This is a genomic window from Bryobacter aggregatus MPL3, assembly GCF_000702445.1.
Classification (GTDB): Bacteria; Acidobacteriota; Terriglobia; order Bryobacterales; family Bryobacteraceae; genus Bryobacter; species Bryobacter aggregatus.
Window position 1 is genome coordinate 2826627 of the sequence record NZ_JNIF01000003.1, and the last position, 25934, is coordinate 2852560.

The 25934-nt window shown below is 58.0% G+C and carries 22 protein-coding genes; 8 read left to right on the forward strand and 14 right to left on the reverse strand.

All coding sequences use genetic code 11. The annotated features are described in order from the left end of the window. Positions 1-117: 117 nt before the first annotated feature. Genes M017_RS0113190 through M017_RS0113205 form a run of 4 tightly spaced genes read right to left on the reverse strand, consistent with a single transcriptional unit; the run spans position 118 to position 8190 of the window. A complete protein-coding gene (locus M017_RS0113190) occupies positions 118-606 on the reverse strand; it encodes a hypothetical protein (RefSeq protein WP_031498490.1) in 489 nt (162 codons plus the stop codon). Next, positions 603-4592: a translocation/assembly module TamB domain-containing protein gene (locus M017_RS0113195; RefSeq protein ID WP_031498492.1), complete on the reverse strand. Its 3990-nt coding sequence runs from the start codon at positions 4590-4592 to the stop codon at positions 603-605. Before M017_RS0113195 ends, M017_RS0113190 begins: the two co-directional genes overlap by 4 nt. Beyond that, entirely contained in the window at positions 4589-5239 is a 651-nt protein-coding gene (locus M017_RS0113200; protein ID WP_031498493.1) for a peptidylprolyl isomerase, read from the reverse strand. Before M017_RS0113200 ends, M017_RS0113195 begins: the two co-directional genes overlap by 4 nt. Further along, entirely contained in the window at positions 5239-8190 is a 2952-nt protein-coding gene (locus M017_RS0113205; protein WP_337588910.1) for a BamA/OMP85 family outer membrane protein, read from the reverse strand. The genes M017_RS0113200 and M017_RS0113205 overlap by 1 nt, the downstream gene beginning before the upstream one ends. 50 nt (positions 8191-8240) lie before the next feature. Between M017_RS0113205 and M017_RS0113210 the strand changes: the two genes are divergently transcribed. The 6 genes from M017_RS0113210 (at position 8241) to rseP (ending at position 14150) form a co-directional block, all read left to right on the forward strand. Beyond that, positions 8241-9257, forward strand: coding sequence for a ThiF family adenylyltransferase (locus M017_RS0113210; RefSeq protein ID WP_155121394.1), 1017 nt, complete (start codon positions 8241-8243; stop codon positions 9255-9257). Between the two features lie 109 nt (positions 9258-9366). Then, the gene (locus M017_RS0113215) at positions 9367-9582 is read left to right on the forward strand and encodes a MerR family transcriptional regulator (RefSeq protein ID WP_031498496.1); all 216 of its coding nucleotides are present in this window, start codon (positions 9367-9369) and stop codon (positions 9580-9582) included. Beyond that, positions 9579-10526 carry an NAD(P)-dependent oxidoreductase gene (locus M017_RS0113220; RefSeq protein ID WP_272945403.1) on the forward strand — a complete coding sequence of 316 codons (948 nt, stop codon included), beginning with the start codon at positions 9579-9581 and terminating at the stop codon, positions 10524-10526. The genes M017_RS0113215 and M017_RS0113220 overlap by 4 nt, the downstream gene beginning before the upstream one ends. A gap of 217 nt (positions 10527-10743) precedes the next feature. Beyond that, positions 10744-11592, forward strand: a complete 849-nt coding sequence (locus M017_RS0113225; RefSeq protein WP_051670023.1) for an alkaline phosphatase family protein — start codon at positions 10744-10746, stop codon at positions 11590-11592. A 24-nt stretch (positions 11593-11616) separates the two neighbouring features. Beyond that, positions 11617-12801, forward strand: coding sequence for a 1-deoxy-D-xylulose-5-phosphate reductoisomerase (gene dxr, locus M017_RS0113230; protein ID WP_031498499.1), 1185 nt, complete (start codon positions 11617-11619; stop codon positions 12799-12801). 26 nt (positions 12802-12827) lie between these two features. Next, positions 12828-14150 (forward strand): RIP metalloprotease RseP, encoded by a 1323-nt coding sequence (gene rseP, locus M017_RS0113235; RefSeq protein WP_031498500.1) that lies wholly within the window; start codon positions 12828-12830, stop codon positions 14148-14150. On the opposite strand, the gene M017_RS0113240 is transcribed toward rseP, so the two are convergent. The 6 genes from M017_RS0113240 to M017_RS0113265 form a co-directional block, all read right to left on the reverse strand. After that, the gene (locus tag M017_RS0113240; RefSeq protein WP_031498501.1) at positions 14147-14773 is read right to left on the reverse strand and encodes a YceH family protein; all 627 of its coding nucleotides are present in this window, start codon (positions 14771-14773) and stop codon (positions 14147-14149) included. The two genes, rseP and M017_RS0113240, sit on opposite strands and share 4 nt — an antisense overlap. A gap of 3 nt (positions 14774-14776) precedes the next feature. Further along, a complete protein-coding gene (locus M017_RS0113245; protein ID WP_031498502.1) occupies positions 14777-15613 on the reverse strand; it encodes a dihydrodipicolinate synthase family protein in 837 nt (278 codons plus the stop codon). A 23-nt stretch (positions 15614-15636) separates the two neighbouring features. Continuing rightward, a complete protein-coding gene (locus M017_RS0113250) occupies positions 15637-15924 on the reverse strand; it encodes an ATP synthase F0 subunit C (protein ID WP_031498503.1) in 288 nt (95 codons plus the stop codon). A gap of 101 nt (positions 15925-16025) precedes the next feature. Beyond that, positions 16026-16766 (reverse strand): F0F1 ATP synthase subunit A, encoded by a 741-nt coding sequence (gene atpB / locus M017_RS0113255; RefSeq protein ID WP_031498504.1) that lies wholly within the window; start codon positions 16764-16766, stop codon positions 16026-16028. Continuing rightward, on the reverse strand, positions 16753-17121 hold the full coding sequence (locus M017_RS0113260) for an ATP synthase subunit I (protein ID WP_031498505.1): 369 nt from the start codon (positions 17119-17121) through the stop codon (positions 16753-16755). The genes atpB and M017_RS0113260 overlap by 14 nt, the downstream gene beginning before the upstream one ends. Beyond that, positions 17114-17314, reverse strand: coding sequence for an AtpZ/AtpI family protein (locus tag M017_RS0113265; RefSeq protein ID WP_031498506.1), 201 nt, complete (start codon positions 17312-17314; stop codon positions 17114-17116). Before M017_RS0113265 ends, M017_RS0113260 begins: the two co-directional genes overlap by 8 nt. A gap of 25 nt (positions 17315-17339) precedes the next feature. Between M017_RS0113265 and M017_RS0113270 the strand changes: the two genes are divergently transcribed. Next, positions 17340-18992 carry a GMC family oxidoreductase gene (locus M017_RS0113270; protein WP_031498507.1) on the forward strand — a complete coding sequence of 551 codons (1653 nt, stop codon included), beginning with the start codon at positions 17340-17342 and terminating at the stop codon, positions 18990-18992. On the opposite strand, the gene M017_RS0113275 is transcribed toward M017_RS0113270, so the two are convergent. Beyond that, on the reverse strand, positions 18989-20581 hold the full coding sequence (locus tag M017_RS0113275; RefSeq protein WP_031498508.1) for a hypothetical protein: 1593 nt from the start codon (positions 20579-20581) through the stop codon (positions 18989-18991). The genes M017_RS0113270 and M017_RS0113275 overlap by 4 nt on opposite strands. 159 nt (positions 20582-20740) lie before the next feature. On the opposite strand from M017_RS0113275, the gene M017_RS0113280 reads away from it, so the two are divergent. Further along, complete coding sequence (locus tag M017_RS0113280; RefSeq protein ID WP_162179916.1) at positions 20741-21658, forward strand: aldose 1-epimerase; 918 nt, start codon at positions 20741-20743, stop codon at positions 21656-21658. Between the two features lie 12 nt (positions 21659-21670). Here M017_RS0113280 and M017_RS0113285 read toward each other — a convergent pair whose 3' ends face one another. The 3 genes from M017_RS0113285 to M017_RS0113295 form a co-directional block, all read right to left on the reverse strand. Next, on the reverse strand, positions 21671-22279 hold the full coding sequence (locus tag M017_RS0113285; protein WP_031498510.1) for an OmpH/Skp family outer membrane protein: 609 nt from the start codon (positions 22277-22279) through the stop codon (positions 21671-21673). A gap of 42 nt (positions 22280-22321) precedes the next feature. Continuing rightward, complete coding sequence (gene bamA, locus M017_RS0113290; RefSeq protein WP_238325881.1) at positions 22322-25309, reverse strand: outer membrane protein assembly factor BamA; 2988 nt, start codon at positions 25307-25309, stop codon at positions 22322-22324. A 111-nt stretch (positions 25310-25420) separates the two neighbouring features. Next, positions 25421-25933 carry a hypothetical protein gene (locus tag M017_RS0113295; protein WP_238325882.1) on the reverse strand — a complete coding sequence of 171 codons (513 nt, stop codon included), beginning with the start codon at positions 25931-25933 and terminating at the stop codon, positions 25421-25423. Position 25934: the final 1 nt, after the last annotated feature.

The window sequence follows — 25934 nt, forward strand, 5'->3', positions numbered from 1 at the left end:
ATCGCCTCTCGGTCTTGTTACGTTTTCGCCTGCTCTCCTTGGCATGCACGTGTTTCAGGGTTCGATCGAATCGCGGACCCTCAATGATTGTGGCCAGCGGTCGCCGGAATTCTCCCCTTATGGCTCGAAGAATGCGGCAATGGTTGCTGCGCGAAGCATGGGGTCCTTCTCCGTCCAGGTGACCCAGCCTTCTGCCAGATCAAACTCGAGCCGCAGGTTGGGGAGATCGAGGCGCTCCGGCTTTGCTGGTGGAGGACTGGCCAACAACAGGACGCTCTCCTTGAGCTCACCCCCAACTCCCGTTACGCCATACAGCTTGGTCAATGAAGCCAACCAATTGCTTGTCCAACGGCCTTTGGTTTTCCATTCGACATCCTGGGGGCCCCAGTCGATTTCCACCTCAAAATGTTCGCCGACCCATTCGCCAGCCAGATCGAAATGATAACTCCCGTCCTTTTGTCTTGCCCAACGGCTCAGTGGGAAACGGAGTACGACGGGCGACTGTGCAACGATCACCGCATTGCGCGGAGAGAAGTACTTGGCTTCGCCGAAATACTGGAAGCCGCAACTGGCCAAGAACAGAAGAACGCTACAGAGCGTCTTCATTTCAACCTCTTGCGGAAGAAAAGATCGACACCAAAAATGCCATTCTCGTCCCGCACGGCGACCACGCTCCACGCTTTTGAGATGTCCCAATCGATCCGGACAATCTGTTGCTGGGTGCGATTGAGATTGGTGATGTAGGTGAGCGTAACGTCGCGGCTCACCTGCTGCTCCAGGGTCAGGCGCGCTTGCGGCACGTTGTCGATTCCGGTGAGCTGCGGATCGATGCGCACGCGCGAGATGCCGAAGAAGCGTTGCAGCCGCCCGTTGATTCCGGCTGTGACTGCTGCGCCCAGGATCACGCTTGAGTCGTTGCCGAAGACGCCGCCAGGACTTTGCCCCACGGGCGTTTGCGTGAGCGAGCCAGAGGTTCCGGGATTGCGGCCCACGGTCAGCAGCGCCAGGATCTCGCTTGACTGGAGCGGTGGATCGCTGCGATAGCTCATGTTCAGCTTGTTGGCCGGGCCAGAGAAGTTCATCGAAATGGTGACGCCGCGGACTCGCGTTTCCAGGTCAAGACTGATGACCGGCTCGATCCGCAGGGGATTGTTGAACTGCACCTCCCCACGGCTGATGTCGTAGCGGGAGCCGAAGAAGTCGATCTCTCCTTGGGTGACAGTGAACTGGCCCAGCAGGATGGGGCGGCCCGGGGTGCCCCGCAGACGGAGCGCGACTTCGCCTTTGATGTCTCTGGTCAGGGAGGTTGAGAACTCCGCATTCTGCGCGGCGTCGATCTTCACGTCGAACTGGAGATTCTTGAGGAACTCATTCCGGATCGGCTCGGAGACATCGCTGATGACGCTGTTGCCGGCAATCAATTGCGCGGTGTCGATCTGGCCAATGTTACTGCGCAGGATGGTGATGTTGCCGGTGAGAATACTTTGCGCTGTGGTGCCGGAGAGCGCGAGTGTGCCGTTGGCACTCGTGGAGACGCCCTCGGGGTAGCGGAGGCGTACCTGTGTTGCCTGCGCCTGCATGCGATAGCTCAAAGTCCGGCCGAAGCCAATGAAGCCGGTGAGCTGGAGTTCGCCTCCCCCGGTCTGCGCCTTCAGGTTGTCGATGGTGGCGCGGTTCTTATCGAAAAGGATGGTGCCATTGACCTTGTCTAGGCCCGTGATGACATCGCGCAAATAGAAGGAGGCGTTCTTGAAGTCGAGCTTTCCGTTGATCTGCGGATCGGCGGAAGTCCCCTGGATGCTGGTGTCGAGAGCGGCGACACCGGTGGCGATCAAGTCCGGTTGCAGGGTGGAGAGGATCGCCAGATTGATATTGCCCTTGGCCTGGCCACTCAGGCCACCACTGTTGGCGCGATACAAAATCGAGGTTGTGAAATTCGTGTCTTTTGCAACCAGCTTGACGTCTCGTGCTCCAATGAATCCGCGGCGGAACTCAACGACGATCGGGCCGTCGTTCTTGAGGACGACATCTGCCACTTGTGGTAGCGTTTCTTTGACGTAGTCCTTGTTGGGCGCCAATTGGAGCTGCGGGATGGTCAACCGTCCATCCCATCCGGCGGGATCGAGCAGCGGGCCTTTGAAGTAGAAGCTGGCCTCGGCGCCGCCCTCATAGGGGAGTGGACTCGGCAACTGCTCCTTACTCAGTAGTTGCGCGATGGTGGGGAAGTCGAGTTTGGGCAGTTGCAGCCGCAGTTCCGTGTCGAGCTTGGTGCCGAGCTGGATGGTGGCGTCGCCCTTCACTGTCTGCTTGCGAATGTTTCCGGTTGCGGTGAGCGAGGCCTTGCCGGCCGCCGTTCTGGATGTGAACTCCAACTGGCCGACCGGACGGCCAAAGCGCGTAATATTGGCGAGTAGGAGGCGGCCATCGATTTTGGAGGCGGAGATTCCTTCTGGAGACCAGGCAAAGTCCAACTGCGTATCGGCGGTCACTTGTGCATTGAGGTCGAGATTCTTGTCCCGATATTGCGGGATCGCATTGAGAATCAGCGAATCCAGCTTCACGGTTGCGTTTCCTGTGCCGATCTTCCAATCGTCGCCGCCTGCCTTCAGATTGAGCAGGCCGCGGGCGGGCTGACGGCCCAGTCTCGCTTCCCATTCGGGAACACGCAGCTCGCGGCGGGAAGCGCTGAAGGCTGCTGAAATCTGGTCGAACTGGAAGTCGCGGAAGCGCAGCGAAGGGGATTTGATGTTGCCATCGGCGGAAGGCTGGCTTAAGGTGCCATGCAGAGCCACCGCCAATTGCGCCGTGCCCGACAAGGATTCCTTGAGTCCCAGCTCGTTGAGCTGAGTTTGGAGGTCGCCAATTTGCGCGTCGGCGTTGCCGCTGAGCAAGCTATCTTGTCCCAGCTTTCCTTCATCCAGCACAGCGCGGAAATTGCCCTTGATCCGTGTCGCCGCGTGGGTCAGTTGTAGATCGTCGAGCGCCACTAAGTCCTGGCCGTAATCCACCCGGCTCTTGAAAGCGCTGAAGTCCAGGCCGCGTGCCGTGAAGGCGTCAGCTGCAATGGAACCCTGGAACCGCGGGGCTTTGAGCGTGCCTCGCAGGGTGCCTTGGATCGATGCTTCCCCGCTGCGCAACTCGACGGGAAGCTGTTCCTCCTGCCAGCCGGCAAGCTGTGCGACGGGCGTCAGCTCTGTCAGATCGGTGGTGCGGAACTCAACGGCAATGCCTTTGGACAACTCCCCCGAGAAAACTAGACGCGAATGTGGCAATGCAAGAAAGCTGGAACGAGCTAGCAGTTGATTGCCGTTTTCGTGATAGGTAAAGGCCAGCAATCCGCTCATCGGGCTGGGGCCGCGCGTGGAAGCAATCTCGAGATCGGCTTCGAGGCGAATGGGCGCCTTTCCTCCACTGGCTGTGATTGGGCCACCGATCTTGCCACTCCAGGGGGTATTGCGGACATTCAACTGCTGCAGGCCGGTTTCAAGATCGAGATTGGTGAGGTCTCCATCAAAGTTCCAGCCTTCCTGCTGGTCCCACCGGAACCTGCCGTCCAGGGTGCCGCCGAAGCCATCGGCGTGGAGCCCCGTGAGGGTGAGCCGGCCGGGCAGGAGGTCGATCTTGCTCTTTGCGCCCATGGGGCCAATGCGCGAAGTGGCGTCCCGGTAAAAGACGTCCCGTGCTCGAAGATCGCCATGGAGTTCTACTCCGCGCCTGGCTTCGTAGAGGAACTTGCCGGTGTAGTTCACCAGCCCGGAGGGGTCAATGGGAGCGCGGAGGAAGGGGTGAACCTGCTTCAGGGCAACGACGCCATCGATATCGAGCAACAGCTTGAGGGGGGAATCCGTACCGTCGATATTGTGAATCTCACCGTGCGCGTTGAGATTGGTGCCCATCGGGGATTGGAAGCTGGCCTTGTCGATCGTGATCCTGCTGTTGTCCATGCTGAATTCGACATTCGAGTCGCCCTCCAGTTTGCCGAAGCCGCTCTGTTGGTAAAGGACATTGGCGGCCAGTACCTTGCCGCGGTAGATCCGCGATGCAGGCAGATAGTCCATGGTGGCCGCGAAGTTTTTGGCGTTGATGTCGAACTTGGTTCGTTGTTCATCCCAGGAGAATTCGCCATTTTCGACATCCAGATGGCCCAGGCGCAGGTTCAGGATGCTTTCCAATCCGTTTTGTTGTGCGCCGGTGCGGGCCTGGATTTTCGGCCAATTGGTGGTTCCGTCCGGGTAAGTGATCAGCCGGAAAGTGGGCTGCTTGAGAACCAGACCGCGGAGATCGACCTTGGTGCGGCTGAAGGTGGCGAGTCCAATTTCGATGTCGGCTTCATCGGCATGGAACATTGGTGGGTCGCCGGGCTTCTCCATTCCGTGTAGGGTGACTCCTGCGGCAACCGCCCGCCCGCGCCACAAATCGATGCGCAGGGATTGGATCTCGAGCTTTGCGCCCAGGGCCTTCTCCACCTCTGCCTTTGCGCGTTCGACGATGTAGCGGTCGAGCCAGCCGGAGTTGAGGAACCAGTAAGCGCCCGCGCCAGCCATCAGCAGCAGGCAAAGGAAGGCAAGCAGGACTTTGCGGCGGCGGCTCACTTTTCCTCCTTCTGCGGGGCGGCGAAAACAGCGTCGATCCAGCGGACTTTGGTGGCGGCCTCGGTCTGATTCAGCCAGCGGTCCAGCAGGTTGTCGATGCGCTGCTGGGTCAGTCCTTCGAGGATGGCCGCTCTTGCCTGGTTGTAGCTTGGCTTCTTCTTGCCTTTCAACTCGCGGTCATAGTCGTAGTCGTAATACTCGCGAATCTCATCCTCGGGAATCTGGACGCCAGGCCGGAAACGGAAGTCGATGAAGGCCAGCGTCGCCAACTGTTGCATGAGCGATTCGCGAAACTCCGCATCGGTGATGCCGTATTGCGCAAGCGCTGCCTTGTACTTGGCCGCGTCTCCGTTGAAGCGCTGCTTCAAGATGGAATCGAAGTATTCGGCAATCTCCGATTCATTGGGCATCGGGTAGCGATTGTTCTCCAATTCGATCCGGATGAGTGCGATCTCGATCAGCTTCTGTGCCGCCCGCTTTTTATCGGTGGGGTCGGTCTTGACCGGCTCTCCGTTCAGGAAGGCTGCTGTTTTCAAATGGAGAAACACTTGTTGCTCGGTGATGATCTCGTCTCCCACGCTGACCGCCAGACGATCGACGATTTCCGCCGAGGCAACGAGGGTGAGGAGAAGGAGCAGGATTCGCATTAGAATGCCTGCCCGAGGGAGATGTGGAATTGGAACTGGTTCACGCGGAGCAGCGCCTCTTTGCCGCGGCCAAAAAGCAGATCTTCGCGGCTGCCTTCGAATCCATTGAAGCGCGGGGAATTGGGAGAGAAGGCAAGATCGATACGAACCGGACCGATCGGAGTGCGGTAGCGAATGCCAAAGCCTACCGCGTGCACCATGTAATCGAAATCACGAATACTGCCTTGCCGCCACTTGAGGCTAATGTGTTTCAGCTCGCTGTAGACATTGCCTGCGTCGTGGAATAAGACGCCACCCAGATTATCGCCGATCAGCGGAAAGCGAAGTTCCAGGTTGTTGACCAGGATCGCTTTGCCGCCCAGCGGGAAGCCTGTGATCAGGTCTCGCGGGCCGGCCTGATTCTCGGCGAAGCCGCGATGCGAGTAAGCCCCGCCGCCAAAGAAACGTTCCGGGAGCGGCACGGTGGAACCATGCGTGTAGGGAGTGAGAATGCCGAAGTTGATGCTGCGGGCGAAGACCATGTCTTTCCCGATGCGGTAGTAAGTGGAGTTCTTGGCGAGCAGACGGGTGAAGTTTTCGGAAGAGGCAAAGGCCTTGGTGGCGATTCCGAAATCGATCGTCGTATAGCGGCCCCGTTTGGCATCGACAGGATCGTCGCGCCGGTCCTGAATGAAGGTGGTGGAGAAGCTTCCCACGCGTACTGGTTGTGCCAGGATCGGAATTAGTGCGGGGGCGACTTTAATCGAGTCCGGGTCCACGGTTACTTTGCGGAAGGTTAAGCGATACTGCATTGCGTCGGCCCGATTCAGCCGTTGTGCTAACTGTAAACTGCCTTCGAGGCGTTTTGCACTATAGGTGAGTACGTTCCGGGAGTCGTCATAGAGCGCTGTGGCGGTGAGCCCGAAGTGGTCACTGCCCCGGAATTGGGGCGCCAGATAGCTAAGCAGGACGCGGCGCTGGATGGTGGACAGCCGTGTCTGCGCCCCGATGGTGTGGCCGAGGCCAAAGAAGTTGCTTCGATTGACGCCGAGGCTGATGCGCGGAGAGAAGCCGGCGCCACCGGCCGGCGAGTCGAGGGTGGTGACCCCACCGCCAATGCGTGCGATCTCGGCGCCGAGACCGCCATTGAAGCTCCAGCGCGAGGCTTCTTCGAGATTGAAGAGAACCGTCTTGGAGATCTCTTCTCCATCCGGATTCTGCAGTGCCGTGTCGACGCGAGCAAAGATTCCCAGGTCATAGAGACGGCGCTGGGAGGCGAAGATTTCGTTGTTGCTGAGCGGGTCGCCCGGCTTAAGGCTGATCCGCTTGTCCACGAGCGAAGCGTCTGTTTCATTGAGCCCGGTGATGATCACCTTGCGGACAAAATGCTGGGCGCCGGACTGGATCCGGTAGATGACCTGGATGGTGTCCGGCTTGCTGCCACGCTCGACCGAGGTGTCGAGATTCGCCTCTGAGTACCCGTTGCTGTAGAGCAGGTTCAGGATGCGCTCCCGGTCGCTATTGAGCGTAAGGACGGAATAAGGCTGTCCGATGGTTGCATTGACATAGCCCTCGAGGACGCTTCGGTCGGAGTCGCCCACTCCTTCAATGCGTAAGGCCTCAATGCGCGTCTGCGGACCTTCGTTGACGTCGACATTGATCCCCACCTGTTGGGTCTTGCCGTTGTGTTGGCGCGTGACGGTGGTGGTCACTTTCACATTGAGAAAGCCGTTGGCGCGATAGAGTCCTTCGATGGCTTGCCGGTCTCCGGCGAGCAATTCGTCGCTATAGCGGCCCTGACGGTAGCGCAGGATCGTGGCTGGCCGGACGGCCATGCGCTCCAGCAGGGTCGCGTTATCGAAATAGTGGTTGCCCTGCAAGTTCAACGCGGCGACTTTATACTTCAAGCCCTTCTCAATATAGAAGTCGATGTAGGCGTCCTTCTTGGGGTCGATCTCTTCAACAGGTGCGTTCTCCTGCTCGACTGCATACTCCACTTGGGCATCGAAATAACCTTTGCCGCGCAGGAATGCGCTCACCTTGCGGCTACCCTCGATGAGCAGATCCTTGTCGACGCTTTGCTCTTCGTAGATGGGAACCAGCTTGCGGAGGTTGGCCTGCGAAATCTTGGTTCCGATCGCGCGTACTTGCACCTGCGGACCGGCATCGAGACGCAGACTGGGGATTGCGACCTGCTGGGTGGGCTGGTAGTCCAGACGTTCGAGAGAGACCTTCGCCATCAGATGTTCTTTTTGCCGGTAAGCCTGCAGAATGCCTCGAATGCCGCCTTGCACCTTCTGCTCACTGATGTACTGCCAGCCCAGGAGTCCGCGGAGCCGCTTCCATTTGGTCGCCTTGATCAGGGCATCCTCGGTGAGCAACGCGTGACCCTTAAAGTTTGGCGGGCCGAATTTCGCGCGAGTTCCCGGTTCGACATAGAAGCGGATGTTGACCTGCTGGTCGACAGGATCCCGTTCGAGTTCGTAGCGGACCTGGGATTCATAAAATCCTTCGAGGCGCAGGTCCGTTTCAATCGCTTCGACAGACTGGGTGAGGACACTTTCGTCAAAAGGAGTGCCAAGGGGAAGTTTGGCTGCATTGATCAAGGCTCCGCGTGGCATCACCCCTGGTGTGCCATCCACATTCACACTGCCCACAAACTCATTCTTCTGGGTGGCGAAGCTGAGAATGAGCTCATCGCCTTCGAGGCTGGCGTCTGCCGTCAGATTGATAAACCGGCCCGTGCGAAACAACGCTGCCAGGGCCGCGCGCAGCTTGGCGGCGGTGTAAATATCACCTGTTTTGAGGGGCAAGATCTGCCGGAGTTCGGAGTCTGGAAGGGGCTGCTGCTCAGGCAAAAATCGGATCGCGGCAATCCTTCGCCCTTCGTAAGACTGCGCGAATGCCGCAGACGTCGTCAAGGCGAAAAGGGACAACAGGCCCAGTACCAGTCGCTGCTTCCGCAAAGCCACCAATGTAAATCTTAGCAACCGCAAGAATCCTGATTGTTAACATAGGCTTAGTGTTGCTACCCGACCGCTATTCGCGGCAGATCCGATTTGTGCCGCTCGGAGCGGAAGGCCAGGCCCGATTGGCAGCCGCCTCGGTGGCGATTGTCGGATGTGGTGCTCTTGGTACTTTTCAGGCGGCAGCCTTGGCGCGCGCTGGGGTGGGACGGCTGAAGCTGCTTGACCGGGATGTGGTCGAATGGTCCAATTTGCAGCGCCAGTGGCTGTTTGACGAAACGGATGCGCGCGATCAGAGCTTAAAGGCAACCGCGGCGGCGGCAAAGTTGCTTACGGTCAATAGTTCGATCCGGGTGGAAGCGCTCACTGTGGATCTTAACGCGTCGAATGTCGAAGATCTGCTGGAAGATGTCGATCTGATTCTGGATGCCACCGACAACTTCGAGACCCGCTTTTTGCTCAACGATTTTGCGATCGAGCGCGGTATTCCCTGGATCTATGGTGCGGCGGTGGGGTCTTACGGACTGGTCTTTCCGATTCTGCCTGGAATTGGTCCTTGTCTCCGCTGTGTGTATCCAGAGGCGCCTCAGGGTGCGCAGCCGACCTGTGAGACCGCGGGCGTGCTCAACACGATTCCGAGTACGGTGGCGGGATGGCAGGCGGCGCTGGCCACAAAGCTGATTGCCAAAGGGCCATCTGCCGTTCCGCAACGGATCGCGACGTTTGACACCTGGGAGTTCCAGACCCGCCAGGTTCCGATTGCAATCGATTCCAACTGCGTCTGTTGCCAGCAGCGGCGCTTTGACCATCTTGATGGGCGTGTGCGGGCTCCCATCAGTCTCTGCGGCCGCAATGCGGTGCAGATTCACGACCGGCAAGTGGCCGTAGACTTGGCTGCGCTCGAACAGCAACTGACCGGACTGGGCAGCTTGCGCCGCAACGAGTTCGCGCTGCGCTTCTCGCCGAGTGAGCAGTACGAACTGACGATCTTTGCCGACGGACGGGCGATCATCAAAGGCACGCAGGAGATTGGGATCGCGCGCAGTCTGTATGCAAAGTTCATTGGGCGATAGTCTTACGGTTGTTTGGCGTCAGAGTCAGGTTTCACAAGGGCCAGAACTAAGGGTCACCCTTATTTTTTCACTCGCTGCTGCTCTCTAGAATCGAGCTAGGCTCCCCTAAATGATTCCTAAGCCAGTTGTGAACAAGGCGCAATATACCGAAGCAGAAGCGGCGGCGCAACTCGGCGTCTCCGTCGATGATCTCAGAAACCTGATTCGCCGCCACATCGTGGTGGACGAGGTGGATGCGACGAATGTGCCGATGACGACCTTCCAGCCTTCCGACCTATTGGTGCTGCGTCTGCTCTCGAAGAGTTCGCTCTCTCAAGTCGCCTGACAGATCTCCAAAAAACGCCCACGCCAGAATACAATCGAAGGACTATGGCGAATCTTGGATTTCTTGGCCTCGGCATCATGGGGCATCACATGGCCCGGCACCTGATGGAAGCGGGCCACAAAGTAGCTCTCTGGTCCCACTCTCCTGCAAAGGCGGAAAAGCTGGCAGCGGAAAAAGGCGGCATCTTCTGCAAGACGCCGGCTGAAGTGGCAGCGCATGCAGACTGTATTTTCTATTGCGTCGGCGACTCCGAGATGAGCCGGGAGCTTTGCCTTGGGAAAGATGGTCTGATCGAAGGCGCAAAGCCCGGTACGGTGATCGTCGATGCTTCCACCGTATCTCCCTCAGAGTCGCGGAAGATTGGCGAGGCGCTGGCCGCCAAGGGAATCCATTTCCTTGACGCTCCCTGCACGGGGTCGCGGCCCGGAGCGGAATCGGGCAATCTCACCTTTATGGTGGGTGGCGACAAGGAAGTTTTCGAGCGCGTCAAGCCGTATTTTGAACCGATGGGGAAGAAGCTGTTCTACTGTGGCGGGCCCGGTCTTGGATTGCAGGCAAAACTGACGCAGAATCTCGTCCTCTCCAATCTCCTGAACGCTTTCAATGAGGGCCTCGTCCTTTCGACCAAAGCCGGCGTTGACCCAAATCTGATGCTCGAAGTACTCGATAACTCGGCGGCGAAGTCCGGGTTGATCTCCTTCAAGGCTCCCTATGTCTTTCGGCGCGATTTCACCACTAACTTCTCCGTAAAGTGGATGCACAAGGATATTGGGCTGATGCTGGAGTCCGGGGCGGAGCTCGATGTGCCTCTTCCGCTCACTGCGCTCACTCGCCAGATGTTCCAGGCGGCCATCAGCAAGGGCGATGGAGAATCCGATATCTGCTCTACAATCAAGGTCTTAGAGGATATTGCGGGCGTCGAAGTCAAGTCCAAGGGTGAGTGAAGAAATCTTCTCATACAATTTTTTGTAGAAAACACTTGCAATTCCAAAAACAGTATTCTAGTATTGGAATTAAGCCGGGGAGCTCACAACTCCCACCAAAGCGAGACTAACCTCAGAAAGACCCCTGAAGCAACTTTAGCTCCCCGGCGCCCTTTGGGTCTTCCTTCTTTCTTTTCCTTCTCTCAACTTGAATTCCATTTCGCGATAGCATTTGCCTATGCGCTGGATTGGCTGTTTGCTTTTTGCTGCTTCGCTGTTTGCGGAGCGGCCAAGTCGTGTTTTGATCATAGGAATCGACGGCTTGTCGGTGAAAGGGCTGGAGCTGGCTGAGATTCCGAATCTCAAAGCGCTGATGGCGCGCGGAGCCTTCACTTTACGGGGCAGGGGCGTGATGCCGACCGTATCCTCTCCGAACTGGGCGAGTCTGTTGTCCGGTGCGGGACCGGAACAGCATGGTGTCACCTCCAATGAGTGGCAGCGCGACAAGCATGAGATTGATCCGGTCTGCGTGGGAAGCGATCAGATCTTTCCGACGCTCTTCGGGGTAATTCACGAAGCGAAGCCAAAGCTCCACTTGGCGGCAATCTATGACTGGAAGGATTTTGGCCGCTTGATCGAACCCTCCGCCCCCCGCCATCTGGCGCATGTGCTTCATAGCAAAGAGACAACGGACGCCGCGATCGCCTATTGGAACGAGCAGAAGCCGGATCTGTTGTTTGTGCATCTGGACGATGTCGACCATGCGGGGCATGGCAAGGGTTGGGAGGGCGAACACTATCTGGCCGAACTGCACCGGGTGGATGCGCTGGTGGGGCGTCTGGCGGCTGCAGCGGGTCCTAAATCGCTCGTTGTACTCGTGGCGGATCACGGTGGCACAGGGACCAAGCATGGCAATCTGCGGATGAATGAGCTGCAGATTCCAATGATCTTTGCCGGGCCTGGGGTGAAGGCCGGCGAACTCCCGGCAGGTGTCAATAACTTCGACCTCGCTCCAACTCTGACTCCTCTATTTGGTGTGAAGCCGCACGCCTGCTGGGTGGGGAAGCCGCTGATTCGGTGGCGATGAGCTGCTTGCTAAGATGAAGCAGCCATGCAGATGTTGACGGTATTGGGATCGACGGGATCAATTGGGGTAAATACATTGGATGTCGTCCGGCGGTGGAAGCACCGCTACGGCATTTATGCCTTGGTGGCGGGGACAAATGTGTCGCTTCTGGCCGGGCAGATTGCCGAGTTTGAACCGAAGCTGGCCGTAGTAAAGGACGAAGAAACACGGCAGCGTCTGGTTGCAGAACTCAAACGCCTTGCCTTGCCTGCGGGAAAGTGGCCGCAACTGGAACACGGTGCAGCGGCCCGTGTGCAGGCGGCGATTGCGCCGGAAGTGGAGTTTGTCCTATCGGCGATTGTTGGGGTGGCGGGATTGGAAGCCACCTTTGAGGCGATCCGGCTGGGGAAGCGCATCGGATTGGCGAATAAGGAAGTTCTCGTCTCGGGCGGAGAACTGGTGATGGCGGCGGTGCGGGAGTTCGGGTCGGAGTTGCTGCCAGTCGATAGCGAGCATAATGGCGCGCACCAGTGTCTCAGGGCGGGGAAGCGTGCCGAGGCCGTCAAGCTGATTCTGACTGCCTCAGGCGGGCCTTTCCGGAAGACACCGAAGGAAGAATTCGCGCGTGTCACGCCGGCCCAGGCCCTAAATCATCCCACCTGGAAGATGGGGCCGCGCATCACGATTGATTCGGCGACGCTCATGAACAAGGGCTTTGAGGTGATCGAAGCCTGTTGGCTGTTTGATTTTACGGCCGATGAGGTAGAAGTGGTGGTGCATCCGCAATCAAAGGTCCATGCCATGGTGGAGTTCAACGATGGCAGTGTGATCACGCAAGTTTGTGCGACGGATATGCGGATGCCGATCCAGTATGCGCTGACCTATCCCGAACGGGCCGATGCCCCGGTGCCGAAGCTCCGATGGGACGAAACGCACAGTTGGGAATTCCATCCGCCGGATTGGGAGAAGTTTCCGCTGCTTGGGTTGGCCTACCAGGCGATTCGCGCCGGGGGGAGTGCCGGGTGTACTTTGAATGCTGCCGATGAGATCGCGGTGGAAGCCTTTTTGGAGGAACAGATCCCTTTTCCTTACGTCTCAGATATTGTGGCGGAGACGCTGGACCGGATGGGCGTGAGTCATCCGCAGTCGATTGGCGAGTTGTTGGATGTGGATTTGCGCAGCCGGCGTATGGCACGCGAGCTAGTGGCGGAACGGGCAGTGCGGGCCTGAGGGGCCTACACTGAGAAGAGAGATCTATGGAATTTTTGAACAGCCTTTTCTGGTTGCTGGTTTTGCTTGGGGTGATGATCATCATCCACGAATTGGGGCATTACTGGGCGGCTCTTATTTGCGATGTCAAGGTGGAGCAGTTCTCGCTTGGCTTTGGACCCCGGCTGTTTGGCTTCAAGATCGGTGAGACTGATTTCCGTTTCTCCGCTATTCTCTTTGGCGGTTATGTCAAGATGCTGGGCCAGGACGATATGAAGGTCGATGATGGCACCAGCGTCGATCCCCGCAGTTTCATGAATAAGCCGCGCTACCAGCGGCTCTTTATTGCTGCTGCCGGGCCGGCCATGAATATTCTGCTTGCGGTTGGTTTGCTGGCGGGCCTCTTCATGTACCAGTTCCCCAAGGTGCTGAATGCGGATGGGCCTGCGGTGGTGGGGCATGTCGAGAAGGCTTCTCCGGCTGCGCTGGCGGGTGTGCATGAAGGCGATACGATCGTCGAGTTTGACGGCAAGAAGAACCCCACCTGGGAAGATGTGCTGGTGACCGAGTTGACCGGGTCCGGCAAGAATATTGCCTTCAGCGTTAAGCGCAATGACCAGGTGCTGGCTCTGCACGTCACCCCGAAAACCGATGAGAAGACGCAGGCGGGCTTTATCGGATGGCGCGAGCAAAGCGAGATCCGCATCAAGTTCATCCTGAAGGGCTATGACGCGGAGAAGGTGGGCCTGATGCCAAACGATGTGGTCATCAGCGTCAACAACATTCCGGTGCGCAGTCTGACGAAGCTGGTTGAGATTGTGAAGGAGAGCGGCGGCAAGCCGGTGGATGTGATCTACGAACGGGATCATATCCGCAACAAGGTGAGCGTACAGCCGAAGTACAGTGAATCGGAAAAGCGCTGGATGATCGGCATCCAACTCGAGCCGAAGTTCGTCGTGGTGGCTCTGGGGCCGATCGAGGCTCTGGAGCAGAGTGTGAAGTACAACCTGCGCGACGCGACGAGGATTGTCGATTACCTGAAGGGCGTCGTACAGATGCGCCTGTCACCGAAGCAGTTTGAAGGCCCGGTGGGCATTGCGCGGATGGCTGCGGCTGCGGCGAAGGAAGGAGCCGCAGACTTTGTCTCGCTCATGGCGATGGTGAGTCTGAACCTGGCCATCTTCAACCTGCTCCCCATTCCTGTGCTCGATGGCGGCATGATTCTGGTGTTGCTGATCGAGATGATCCGGCGGCGCGATCTGTCCTTACAGCTCAAGGAACGGGTGTTGCAGGTGGGCCTGGCTTTCCTGCTAATGATGGTGGTGTTTGTGCTCTACAACGACATCTCAAAAGCAGTCATGAAGAGCTAGAGGCCCAGTTGCGATTTCAACTGCTCGGCAAATGCTTCGAGCGCGCGGACGCGCTCTTCGAGTTCGTCAATCCGGCTATTTGAGGGAGCGCTCCGGGGCGCCGCAGGAGCTTCTGCCACTTCAGGGATGACGTCCCCGAGGAGATGGGCCCAGCGAGCTTCCTTGGTGCCTGGGGCGCGCGGCAATTCCTTCACCAACGGCTCTTCCCGATGGGCGAGGCGCGAGAGCGCCGACAGCACGGCATCGAGATCTTCAAAGGCATAGAGGCTGTTGGTATGGCCGCGTAGTTCTCCGGGGGTTTGTGGGCCGCGGCAGAGCAGCACGCACAGAATCGCCAGATCCTTATTGCCCAGGTTCAGCTTCTGCCCGATCCCTTCGGAATACTTCGGCACACGATGCTCGCGTCCGGAATGTTCAAAGGCGAGGTTCTGGTGGCGCATGACCTCGATCGCGTTCAGCACGTCGGCTTCGGCCAGTTGCATCACCGGCTCGCGATTGTTTTTCTGATTGCAGGCGTTGACCAGCGCATTGAGACTGAGCGGATAGTATTCCGGAGTCGCCATCTCTTTTTCGATCAGCGCTCCGAGGACTCGTTGTTCGACAGGGTTCAGTTGAAATGACATGGCTTAGCCTCTCAGGCCGTGGAATGCGGTTTCGATCTTGAGTTGTACTGCGCGGGAAACGGGAATCAGGGGAAGGCGGGGCACGCCGCCATAGTAGCCATTGAAGTCCATGGCGTACTTGAGCGCGGGAATGCCGTCGTGGGTGGAGACTAGCGTTGCCGCCTGGGTGATGCGTGTTTGCCAATCCTCGGCAGCTTCGTACTCACGGCGCTGCACGGCTTCGGCAATGGTGAGGCATGAGAACGGCGCGGCGCTTGCGTAGCTGAGAATGCCGCCAATAGCACCAGCGCGCAGGGCGGGCGCAAGGCTCAGCGCGTTGCTATGGAGAATCTGAAAGCCGGGCCGTGCGCGCTCAATCAGTGGGCTCACTTGCTGAGAATCCTGGTTTAGCAGCGCGATGAGATTCGGGTGTTGGCTGAGTGCGGCAATCGTCTCGATACTAGCGTTGCTTTCGAGAATCAGCGGGATCTGCGCCTGGTCGGCAATGGCGCGGTAGTAGAGCGCATCGTGGGGCAACGCTGGGGTGCGGATCAGCGCGCAGCGATAGCCCAGAGCCGCAGCCAGATTCGTGAGGCGGATGCTTTCGCGCACGCTTTCGACGCCGGTGTCCACGATGAGGATTTTAGTGGAGGGCGTGAACCTGGCGACTTCTTCCCAGAGAAAAAGCTTTTCCGATTCGGAGAGATAGGGAGATTCGCAGGTGACCAGGTAGCCGGCCAGGGTGGTGAGATTCCACTTTTCGATGTTGTGGCGGATCTTGGCCGCATAGATCTCGCCGGAGTGGGTGAAAGGGGTAGGAATGGACGGGAAGATGCCGTTCAGTTTGAGTGGAGGCGTCATTCCCGTCCGGTCAATAAACTCGACTAGCCAACCTTCACGAAGGTGAAGAGGGCGAGCGACTCGATGAAGGCCAGACCGATGAGGAGCAGGGTCTGGATCTTGCCGGCTGCGCCGGGGTTGCGAGCGATGCCCTCAGCAGCGCTGGCGATGGCCTGGCCCTGGGCGCGGCCGCAAAGACCGGCAGCGATCGCCATGGCGAAGGCAGGAAGAAGAAGGCCGTGCTCTCCGACAGCCGACTGGGCGGTGCCCTGGGCGAAGATCGGAGCGGCGAAGGCGAGGAGGAACAGAATCATCATTGCTTTGTTACGCATTGTAAGAAGTCTCCTTTTGTAGACTTGTGAAATTGCCTGTCAGGAGGTGGTGCCGTTGGTGCGTTGGGACGCCCAGGGCTCACACTGGCGGGCGAAACTTTTTAGTGCTCGTCGTGAGCGACAGCCATACCGACATAGGCCATGGTCAGGATCGTAAAGATAAAGGCCTGGAGGAAGCTCACGAAGGTATGCAAGCCCATCAGGGCTGCCGGGACACCGATCGGAATCAGTTGCGAGAAGCTGACCGTCACCTGCTCGCCTGCCAGCATGTTGGCAAACAAACGGATGGTCAAGCTGACCGGACGGATGAGGTGCGAAATGATTTCGATCGCAAACATGAAGGGAGCCAGCCACCAGACCGGGCCCATGAAGTGCTTCAAGTGACCGACGGCGCCTTGCTCCTTGACGCCCATGGCGTTGTAGTAGATGAAGGTGGCAATGGCAATACCGAGCGGCACGGCTGCGTTCATCGTGGGGCTTTCAAAGGTGGGGATGACGCCGAGGAGATTGGCAAAGAGGATGAAGACGAAGCAGGTGAGGAACCAGTTGGCGTACTTCGGGCCGTCGTGGCCGATGACTTCTTCGGCCTGACCCTTGATGAAGGTGACGAGGAGTTCAAAGGTTTGCTGGAGATAGCCGGGGCGAGCCAGACTCAAACCCATGCGGACAATCCAGGGGAGAACCAGCAGGAAAAGCACGACGAAGACGAGCATGGCATTGTAATTGGTCCAGGGCTTGTCGTGATCGTGGGCGTGCTGACCAAATAGTCCAATGAGGGCATTGGCGGGGCCAGCGAGGTATTGGTTCAACAGCGCAGTGAACCACAGTTCATGTTCGTGCATTCTTGTAAGACTCGATGAGGGCTTCGAATCCGATGGCGAGAACCGAGAGGAAGATGCCGAAAAACACTTCCAGCGGCTGCTTCGGATAAACCTTAAGAATAGCAGACAGGGCAACCGCATATACAGCGAAGCGGATGACGAAGCCGAAACCCTTCAGCCAGGTTTTGCGTCCCGACGACAGGATGTCGATGCCGCGAGCCAGCATGTAGAGGCTGGCGAGGCTCACGGTGGCGGATGCGACAAAGGCGAGTCCGCTCTGCTGGCCGCGCCAGATCAGAAAGACAGCCGTGCCGATGGCCATCAGGATGAGCGCGCAACGCAGGATCCGGTTCGATTTGCTTCGATATTCAATCACGGTTCCGCCGCTCCAGAATTTTGAGTTGTCGCATGAGTTCATAAAGGCCGAGGCCAAAGCCGAGAATCAGTCCAGCCACGTTCCAGTACTTGGTGCCGAAGTGCTGATCGAGCCATTCGCCGGCGTAATAGCCGCCGCCGATGGCGGCGAGTAGCAGAAACGGCAAACTCATGTAAGCGGCAGCTTTCCCCATCTCGATCCTCCTATATATTGTCTACATGGCATTTCAGGCAACGCAAAACGAACGCTACGACGCGATCGTTGTCGGCAGTGGCGCCACAGGCGGCTGGGCGGCGAAGAAGCTTACAGAAAACGGGATGCGCGTCGCGTTGCTCGAAGCGGGCGCCAACGTCTCGAAGAGGGATTACAGCGAGCACACGATGCCATGGCAACTGCCTTATCTTGGCATGTCGCCGAAAGTGCTGAAGGATCGTCCGATCCAGGGCACCTGTTATGCCTGCACCGAATACAACAGCAAATGGTTCGTCAATGACCTTGAGAACCCCTATACGCAGGAGAAACCCTTCAAGTGGATTCGCATGCGCGTGGTCGGTGGGCGCAGCTTGAGCTGGGGGCGGCAAAGCTATCGCATGGGCGATATCGATTTCAAAGCCGCCTCGCGCGATGGCTATGGCGAAGACTGGCCGATCCAGTATTCCGACCTGGTGCCTTACTACGAAGAGGTTGAGAAGTATGTCGGCATCTCGGGACTCGCTGAGGGCCTTGAGCAATTGCCGGATTCGATCTTCCAACCGGCGATGCAGTTCACTTGTACGGAACAGCATCTGCGTGACCAGGTGAAGGCAAAGATGGGCCGTGTGGTGACGATGGGGCGCACCGCGATTCTGACCAAGCCATTGAATGGGCGGCAGGCCTGTCATTATTGCGGTCCGTGCGAACGTGGCTGCACGACAAACAGCTATTTCTCATCGCCGTTTACGACCATCGCCGATGCGTTGAAGACCGGGCGGCTGACGATGATCACCGACGCGGTTGCGGCTCGGATTCTAATGGGCGACAACGGCAAGGCGGACGGCATTGAATACATCGATCGCCTGACCCGCGAGGCAAAGAAGGTGCGCGCCAAGGTGATGGTGCTGTGTGCCTCGACCCTAGAATCGACGCGCCTGTTGCTGAATTCTGACCTGTGCAATTCCTCCGACATGCTGGGCCGCAATCTGATGGATCACATCTACCAGGGCGGGGCATCGGGTCTGATGCCGATGTTTGAGGCGAAGCCCTGGGCTGGCGCTCCCCGCCGTCCGACGGGCATCTATGTGCCGCGCTTCCGCAATGTAAAAGAGAAGATGACGAATGGCTTCATTCGAGGCTATGGGTATCAGGGCGGCTCGACGCCTGCGTTCAGTTTCAATGCGCCGGGCTTTGGTAAGGCGTACAAGGACGGAGTGCGCAATGGCTTCTACAATATGTCGCTCGGGCTTTGGGGCGAGTGCCTGGCGCGTCCGGAGAACCGGGTGCAACTCGAAAAGAGTAAGCCCGATGCCTGGGGAGTGCCGACGCTGAAGATCAATGCGGAGTGGGGCGATAACGAGAAGAAGCTCTGGGAAGATGGCCGCGTGCAGGCGGCGGAAATGCTCGAGGCCGCCGGTGCGCAGAACGTGCAAAAGACCGGCACTTACAGCGTTCCGGGCTTCTGCATTCATGAGATCGGAACCGCGCGCATGAGCAATGACCGCAAGAAGGGCGTGCTGAACAAGTACTGCCAGACGCACGATGTCGAGAACATCTTTGTCACTGATGGCGCGGCCTGGGTGAGCTCTGGTTGCCAGAACCCGACCCTGACGATGATGGCGATCACAGTGCGGGCTTGCGACTACATCACGCGCGAGTATGCCAAGCGGATGGTCTAATCGCCACTCCTCCTGGTGAGCTGCAAGCCGCTGCGATCCACCTTCCATGCCAGCGTCTGCCCCTCGCAGTGCTGCTCTGCAGAGCAGATGCGAAGCTCTGTGTGCGGCAATTCTTGTGACAAACGGTGGGCCAACTCGGACTCGTAATAGAAGATCCCATTTTCTTCCCCAGCCTCTCGAACCAGATTGAGACGCTGGGGAGGATGGGGGAATTGTGCGCCGATTCGCGTCGTTTGGCCTTCGATCTCGGCGAGCGCTCGCAGATACACGGACTGGTTATAGAAAACCCCGAGCAACTGGGCGCCCAGAAACAGCGCGGCGATGGGCAGGCGTAGTCGCGATCTTTCAAGCGCCACCGCCAGGCCGAGTGCAATCCAGGCGGAGGGCCAATAGAGATGCCTGCTATGTTGCAGGGTGGGCTGCAGCCAGCCGATCACCGGGAAGACCGGGATGGCCGCAACGACAGCCATTCCCAGAAAGAAACCAAGGTTTCTCGCGGGCCTGCTGTCTGCTCGCCAGTACCACAGGAGCACTCCCGCAACATAGAGGAACAGCACGGCTGCGCCGCTCCAATGCAAGAAGACGTTATTGATGCCAAAGCCGCCGTAGGTCAACGGATAGAGCAGGAGATGATACAGCGAGCGGAACGAAAACGAGGCAGAGGCCGCTGCAGTTCCATAGGCATAGCCGCCGATCCCGTGATAGATCGAATAGCGAACGCCCAGCATCGCGACGGTGCATAGGGCGAGAGCCAGCAGGTAGGGACGGGGATCCGCCTGTTCCCGGGGCCGGTCCGACCGGTTCAGAACCCAGTACAGGATGGGAATGAGCACAACCAGCGAATACGCGGTCTCTTTGCAGAGGGTGGCGAGTACATAAAGGCCCAGAGATCCGGCTCCGGCCCAGGAGTAAGCTTTCTCGCTCTGGCGATGCTGCAACCACAGCAGGATGGAGAGCAATAGGAAGGTGGTGGCAAGCAGGTCGAATCGGGCGGCTGGCCACAGCACGGCTTCAAAGTGAATCGCGGCCCAGCCGAAGAGGATCGCTGCAAAGCTCGCGGTCCAGGTGCTGAGCTTGAGTTTCTGTGCGAGCAGGAGGAGCAGTACTGCATTCGCGCTATGGATGGCAACGCTCTGCAGATGGTAGCCCCAGAGGGTATCGCCGAAGACCTGATAATCCAGCCAGAAGGAGAGGAAGGCGAGGGGACGATACATGCCATCGGGCTGAGCCTTCGAGAACAGATTCCAGAACGCGTTCCAGGAATTGATGCCCGCTCCGTTGTGCCGGTGCGTCCAGTCGAGCTCGTGGAAGTTCACCCAGAAAGAGGGAAGGTAAGCGAGCGCAGTGAGTGCGCCGATTGAGACGCCGATCCGGAGCAGATTTTTACTGGAAGTGCTGTTGGCGGCGAGAGGCTCCCGATCGCGGCGGATGGAGGACAGCAAGAGCACAGCGAGAAACGCATGGAACAGCAGGAGTGGCTTAAAAGGAGTGCGTGCGGGAAAGGAGAAGGACCCCAGAACGATGGGATGCTCTCCTGCCACCAGGCTTGCCACGACATTGAGTGCGAGCAGCGAGAGAAGCAGCAGCACGAGGGGGGATCGCCGCCGGAAAAGCCGTCGCAAGGATTGAGAGTTCAACTGAAATTGATTTCCTCTGCCTATCCTTTCACGAGAGACAGAGTGGATTCACCGATAATGGGTGCGATGGCTCAATATCGTGCAGTTCAGGTTCAAGAAGATGGGCACCCTGTGGTGCGGCTTACTGAGGTGGAGAGTGGGAGTGAAGTGGCTGTATCGCCCGCTTTCGGCGCTAACTCCTACGACTACCATGTCAACGGCAAGAGAGTCTTTTGGACAACGCCGAACGCTTCTCTCGGGGAGTTGATCGCCAAGCAGCGGATGGGGGGCAACCCGTTGCTCTCTCCTTGGGCGAATCGGATCGAAGGGCTGAGCTACGAGGCCAACGGGAAGAAGTATCATCTGAATCCGGATCTTGGGAATCTTCGCCTGGACCAGAACAAGAATCCGATCCACGGACTGGTGACCTTCACCAAGCTCTGGCAGGTGCGCGAGGTTTCGGCACAGAAGGATCACGCGCTGGTGCGGCTGAGTCTCGATTGCTCGAAGCAACCGGATTGGCTTGCGCAGTTCCCGTTTCCGCATCGCCTTGAGATCACCTACAAGCTCGTTGCGAATTCGCTCGAAGTGATCACGTCGGTGGAGAATCTGGCGACTGAGCCGATGCCGCTGGCGATTGGGTATCATCCCTACTTCCAACTGAGCGATGCACCCCGTGACGAGTGGCAGGTGACGATTCCGGCGAAGGATCTGCTGGTTCTTTCGCCGAAATTGATTCCGACTGGAGAGAGAAAGCCCAACCCCTATGCTGCCGGAATGAAGCTGGCGGGAGTGGTTCTCGATGATGTGTTTGGGGGGCTGGAAGAAAGGGCGACCTTCCGTGTGAAGGGCAAGACTCAGACGATCGATGTCGTCTATGGGAAGGACTACACGATTGGGGTGGTCTATGCTCCGGCTGGCCAGGGTTTTATCTGTTTCGAGCCGATGACGGCTCCGACCAATGCGTTCAACACTCCGGGCGCCGCTAAAACAATCGCGCCAGGGATGACCTGGCGCGAGAGCTATTGGATTCAAACTTCGGGCTTCTAAGGAAGCCCGAAACTACTTCTTGGCGGGGGCTGCCGGAGTCTTCGCCGGGGTGGTGGCGGGAGCTGCTGCGGCCGGCTTCGGCGTGGTGACTGTCGACGGAGCGTTCGAGTCATAGAGCTTGATCACTTCGTTGGTGATGTCGACCGTATTCGAAGCCCAGATGACGGGCGTCTGCTGCGAGCTGATGTCGAGAATCATTGAGTAGCCGTTGTCGGTGGCGTACTTGTTGATTACCTGCATGATGCGCCCACCGAGTTCGTTGAGCGTCTTTTGCTGTTCCTGATCCCACTCGGCTTGCGCGTCTTCGGTGTCGCGCTGCAGGCGCTTGGTATCGGCCTCAATGTCGGCGCTGAGCTTGCGCTTGGCATCCTCACTGCCCACGGTTCCCATCTTCTGCAATTGTTGCTGCTTGGACTGGAGAGCGGCCTGGTTCTTTTCGATTTCCTTGCGCTTGGGGTCGAAGCGGTTCTGCAGCTCAGCTGCTGCCTTCTGGCCGTCCTTGGTGGAGATGATCGCCTGCTGGATGTTGATCGTGCCGACCTTACTCTGTGCCAGCGCCGGGATGATGGTAAGACCAAGCGCAATGGCGCCGGCCATCAAATTCTTCAAGGAAAAGCTCATTGTTTTCGTGTTCTCTTTCAAAATCGTATCACTGAGGAAAAATCAGAAGGTGCGACTGATTGTGAAGCGGAAGGTCTTCCGCTGTTCCTGGAATCGGACTGCTCCGCCACCCGTGGCCCTCACTGCCTCGAAGAAAGTGGTCTGGTTTGGGAAGTATGAACGATCCGCTGCGATCGGGGGCTGAATCACCTCGTCGATGCGGAGCGGATTATAAGCGTAGTAGAAGCGGAAAGGCGCGTTCACCACAGGCATCATGATCTGCAATTCGAGGCCAGTTGACATACGCGGCTTCTGCGTCGCCTCGATGAGGACGGCCTTATTGTCAAAGCCAGCCTGGGGGAATGTAGCATTTAGCACGTCGATATTTCTCGGGTTCAGATTGAGGCCGTTGGAGCGGCTGATCCGGTTGACACCGATATCGGCGAAGGCGGCCAATACGACTGGTCCGAAAATGGGGATACGGTACTCGAAGTTGCCAACACCTTGCGTATCGCCGCCGGGCTGAATGACTTGATAAACAGGGATGTTCTGGCTGACAGGCGAGTTGACCAATTGCCCATTCTCACCGATCGTCCGTTGGATACGGGGAGATCCATCCTCATTATATACAGGCACGGTTGCTCTTGTAGGAATGTAGGCAATTGGGCTGATCTGCCAGATCTGAAAACCACGGATGTCGTTTTCGCCACCCATGTAGAAGCGGTTGAACGGGGGAGCCGTCTTGCCGCCATAGCCGGTGATGAAACGACCCAAGCCGTGCATGCCGATGACATGACCCTTCTTGAGACCAGCTCGGAAGTACTTCACGTCAATCTGCGGTTCGATCATGTTGACGTTGCCGCCCATGAAAGAGCCCGCGAAGGTGCTTGAGATGTAGATCGACTTGCCGCGCGAAGGCGTGATCGGATGATCGACGGTGTTGTAGGAATAGTTCGGAATGATCGAAGACTGTCGAACGCCGGAGAGCTGGTTCGGACCATCGAGATTCTGGAAGTTGACCGCCTCAAAGTAGGTGTTGGCCGCGGTTGTCTGGGGCTTGTACTTGGAGTTCGAGTAGCTGTAGGTGATGCCGACGCGAGCGAAGCTGCGGCGCAGCAGCGTCGAGGCATATGCGGTGAAGCCGTAGCCGTTCGACGAATAGTTCAGCAGGTTGTCGCGGCCGAGTTGGTTGTAATACTGGCTGTAGTCGCGGCCAGAGAACAGCGAGACTTCGCGGCCCTGATCGTAGTTGAAGCGCTGATAGAACACCGTGGCGCCCACCTGGATGGGTTTATCCATGAAGTAGGGCTCGGTAAAGCCGAAGGTCGCCGAACGAATACGATCACCCAACTGGGTTTCGATCGAGAGCGTTTCGCCAAGGCCGAGGAAGTTGTTGGTCGAGTAGCCAAAGCTGATAAAGCTACCGGCGATACCCGATACGCCACCTGACATCTGCACGGAGTTCTTGCCGCGTTCCTTCACTTTGAGGGTGATGTCGACGGTGTTGTTCTTGGTGTCGCGTGTGATGTTGGCGGCTTCGTTTTCCTTCAGCACTTCAAAGTAGCCGAGCTGGTTCAAGCGGAGCAGGCTGACTTCCCAAAGACGCGAATTGAAGAGGTCGCCTTCGTCGAGAAGAATTTCACGACGGATGACCTTGTCGCGCGTGGTGGTGTTGCCTGCGAAGTCGATGCGGCGGACGAAGAACTGCTTGCCTTCATCAACGGTGAGAGTGAGCTCGATCTTGCCCGTCTTGGGATCTGGATCAAAGCTCGGCTCAGGAACGAAGTCGAGGAAGCCAAACTGTCCGTACAGTTTGCGCATATCCTCCATGCCCTTGCGAAGCTTGGCGGTGGAGAAGACGTCGCCCTCTCCCATGCCGAGAACGCGGCTGAAGATTTCTTCCGGTGCGCGGAAGAACTTGACGCCGACCAGATTGAGCTTCTGGAGGTGATACTTCGGACCTTCATCAATGTTGACGCGCAAGTCAGCTCGTTTGCCGGGCTTGTTCGGGTAGAAAAGAGGGATGCGGAAGCCGGAGCCGCCGTAGTCCTTGATCACAGGATCCTCGGCCGTGGCGCGAGCAGTGAAGTAACCCTTGTCCTGATAAGCGCTTTGTACGCGGCTCATGTCTTCTTCGAGCTTGGTGGCATCGTAAGTTTTCGGGAAGATCTCTTCAAAGAGGATGGAGTAGGGAATGCCGATCGGGCGCAGATTCTTCATAGCGCGACGGACAGCCGCAGCATTGAAGGCTTTGTTGCCGTGGACATCAATGAGGCCGACCTTCACCTTGGGGCCTTCGGACACGCGGAAGTTGACTTCGAGCGAGGAGGGCGGAATCTGGCGAATTTCAGGGGTGACGGTAGCGAACTGGCGGCCACGCTCGGACAGATATTCTTTGAGCGTATTGGCGGCGCGTTGCACCTTGTTGGGATCGTACTGCTGTTCCACCTGGAGGCCGACCTTGCGCTCCTTGAAACGGTCGAGAATTTCCGATACGGTGATCGACTTCATCCCGTCGTACTTAATCGAGCGGACCACGCGCCGCTCGGTAACGACAAAGCGAATGATCCAGCCGGTGCGGCCTGCTTCCCGTTCGAGACGGATGTCGTCAAAGCGAGCGGTATTCCAAAGGGCCATGAAGTCGCGGTTCAGCGCATCTTCGCTATAGCGGTCGCCCTTCTTGGTGATGATCAGGGCACGAAGTGTGTCCTGAGGGACGCGGCGGGATCCACGGAATTCAATCGCCTCAATGACGTCCTCGGAAGGAGCGTCAGCAGGCGCCGCTTCTGGCTTCGGCTCAGCTGGGGTTTCCAGTTGGGGCTTACCAGGTGTGGCGGGGGTGACTGGTTTCGGCGCTGGAGCGGTCGGCTCCTGCGTCGTAGGATTGGGGACTGTTTCGAATGGATTCGCGGGTTTCGGCTTAGCCGGCTGTGGGGCCGGGGGTTGTTGGCCAGCTTGCTGCGCGAGAACGGAATCTAATGGGAACGCCAGACTTAGAACGAATAGACACAGTAATGGCGCACCCAGGCTTCCTCGCCTGTAAGACATCATCTAAAGCTGGTTCCTTTCCACTCTGCGCCTCTACGGAGACGCGGCCTTTGCAGTATGGGTTTCTTGAATTGAAGCACTGTAGCGAAGGATTTCGAGGCGATCAAGTTGGGATCAAACCGAGATCTGACGTTCCGGGCTTGATCGCACAAACACTGAGTATAAACCAACGCAAATGCCAAGTAGTACGAAGGAGAAGAAGATGCCCGGCCGTCTCGAATAGATCGCAAAGGGAGGGAAGGCCTTCCTCCAGAAGAAACCGTCCAATAAGTAGAACCAGGTGGTGGCGGCGACGATGCCCAGGAGCACCGCAGTCAGGGCCCGTAAGGCTGGAGGAACCAGCAGCGCAAAGAGGATTGCAAACACATTGCAGAGCAACAAGTGGATCGCCATGCCAGCCAAGGTGTAATAGCCGAAATCGGGTCTTAAACTCGCTGGGCCATACAAGAGCCCGGCCATCAGATTCGGTACGGTCCAGAACGAGTGAGCACTGGAGCTGGCTGCAATGCCATCCCAAAAGAGAGTGAGGATTGCCGCGAGTGTTGCGGCCTGTGTTGCGGCGAAGGAGCGCTCCAATAGGCCGGAGGACGTAGGCGAGTCTGTCATGCCGCAACTCAATGGTAGCATT

Bases quoted from the DNA above. Each gene is read 5' to 3' on its own strand.
- M017_RS0113190 (WP_031498490.1), bottom strand. From the start codon at position 606: ATGAAGACGCTCTGTAGCGTTCTTCTGTTCTTGGCCAGTTGCGGCTTC.
- M017_RS0113200 (WP_031498493.1), bottom strand. From the start codon at position 5,239: ATGCGAATCCTGCTCCTTCTCCTCACCCTCGTTGCCTCGGCGGAAATC.
- M017_RS0113215 (WP_031498496.1), top strand. From the start codon at position 9,367: ATGATTCCTAAGCCAGTTGTGAACAAGGCGCAATATACCGAAGCAGAA.
- M017_RS0113225 (WP_051670023.1), top strand. From the start codon at position 10,744: ATGCGCTGGATTGGCTGTTTGCTTTTTGCTGCTTCGCTGTTTGCGGAG.
- dxr (WP_031498499.1), top strand. From the start codon at position 11,617: ATGCAGATGTTGACGGTATTGGGATCGACGGGATCAATTGGGGTAAAT.
- rseP (WP_031498500.1), top strand. From the start codon at position 12,828: ATGGAATTTTTGAACAGCCTTTTCTGGTTGCTGGTTTTGCTTGGGGTG.
- M017_RS0113240 (WP_031498501.1), bottom strand. From the start codon at position 14,773: ATGTCATTTCAACTGAACCCTGTCGAACAACGAGTCCTCGGAGCGCTG.
- M017_RS0113245 (WP_031498502.1), bottom strand. From the start codon at position 15,613: ATGACGCCTCCACTCAAACTGAACGGCATCTTCCCGTCCATTCCTACC.
- M017_RS0113250 (WP_031498503.1), bottom strand. From the start codon at position 15,924: ATGCGTAACAAAGCAATGATGATTCTGTTCCTCCTCGCCTTCGCCGCT.
- atpB (WP_031498504.1), bottom strand. From the start codon at position 16,766: ATGCACGAACATGAACTGTGGTTCACTGCGCTGTTGAACCAATACCTC.
- M017_RS0113265 (WP_031498506.1), bottom strand. From the start codon at position 17,314: ATGGGGAAAGCTGCCGCTTACATGAGTTTGCCGTTTCTGCTACTCGCC.
- M017_RS0113270 (WP_031498507.1), top strand. From the start codon at position 17,340: ATGGCATTTCAGGCAACGCAAAACGAACGCTACGACGCGATCGTTGTC.
- M017_RS0113285 (WP_031498510.1), bottom strand. From the start codon at position 22,279: ATGAGCTTTTCCTTGAAGAATTTGATGGCCGGCGCCATTGCGCTTGGT.
- bamA (WP_238325881.1), bottom strand. From the start codon at position 25,309: ATGATGTCTTACAGGCGAGGAAGCCTGGGTGCGCCATTACTGTGTCTA.
- M017_RS0113295 (WP_238325882.1), bottom strand. From the start codon at position 25,933: ATGCTACCATTGAGTTGCGGCATGACAGACTCGCCTACGTCCTCCGGC.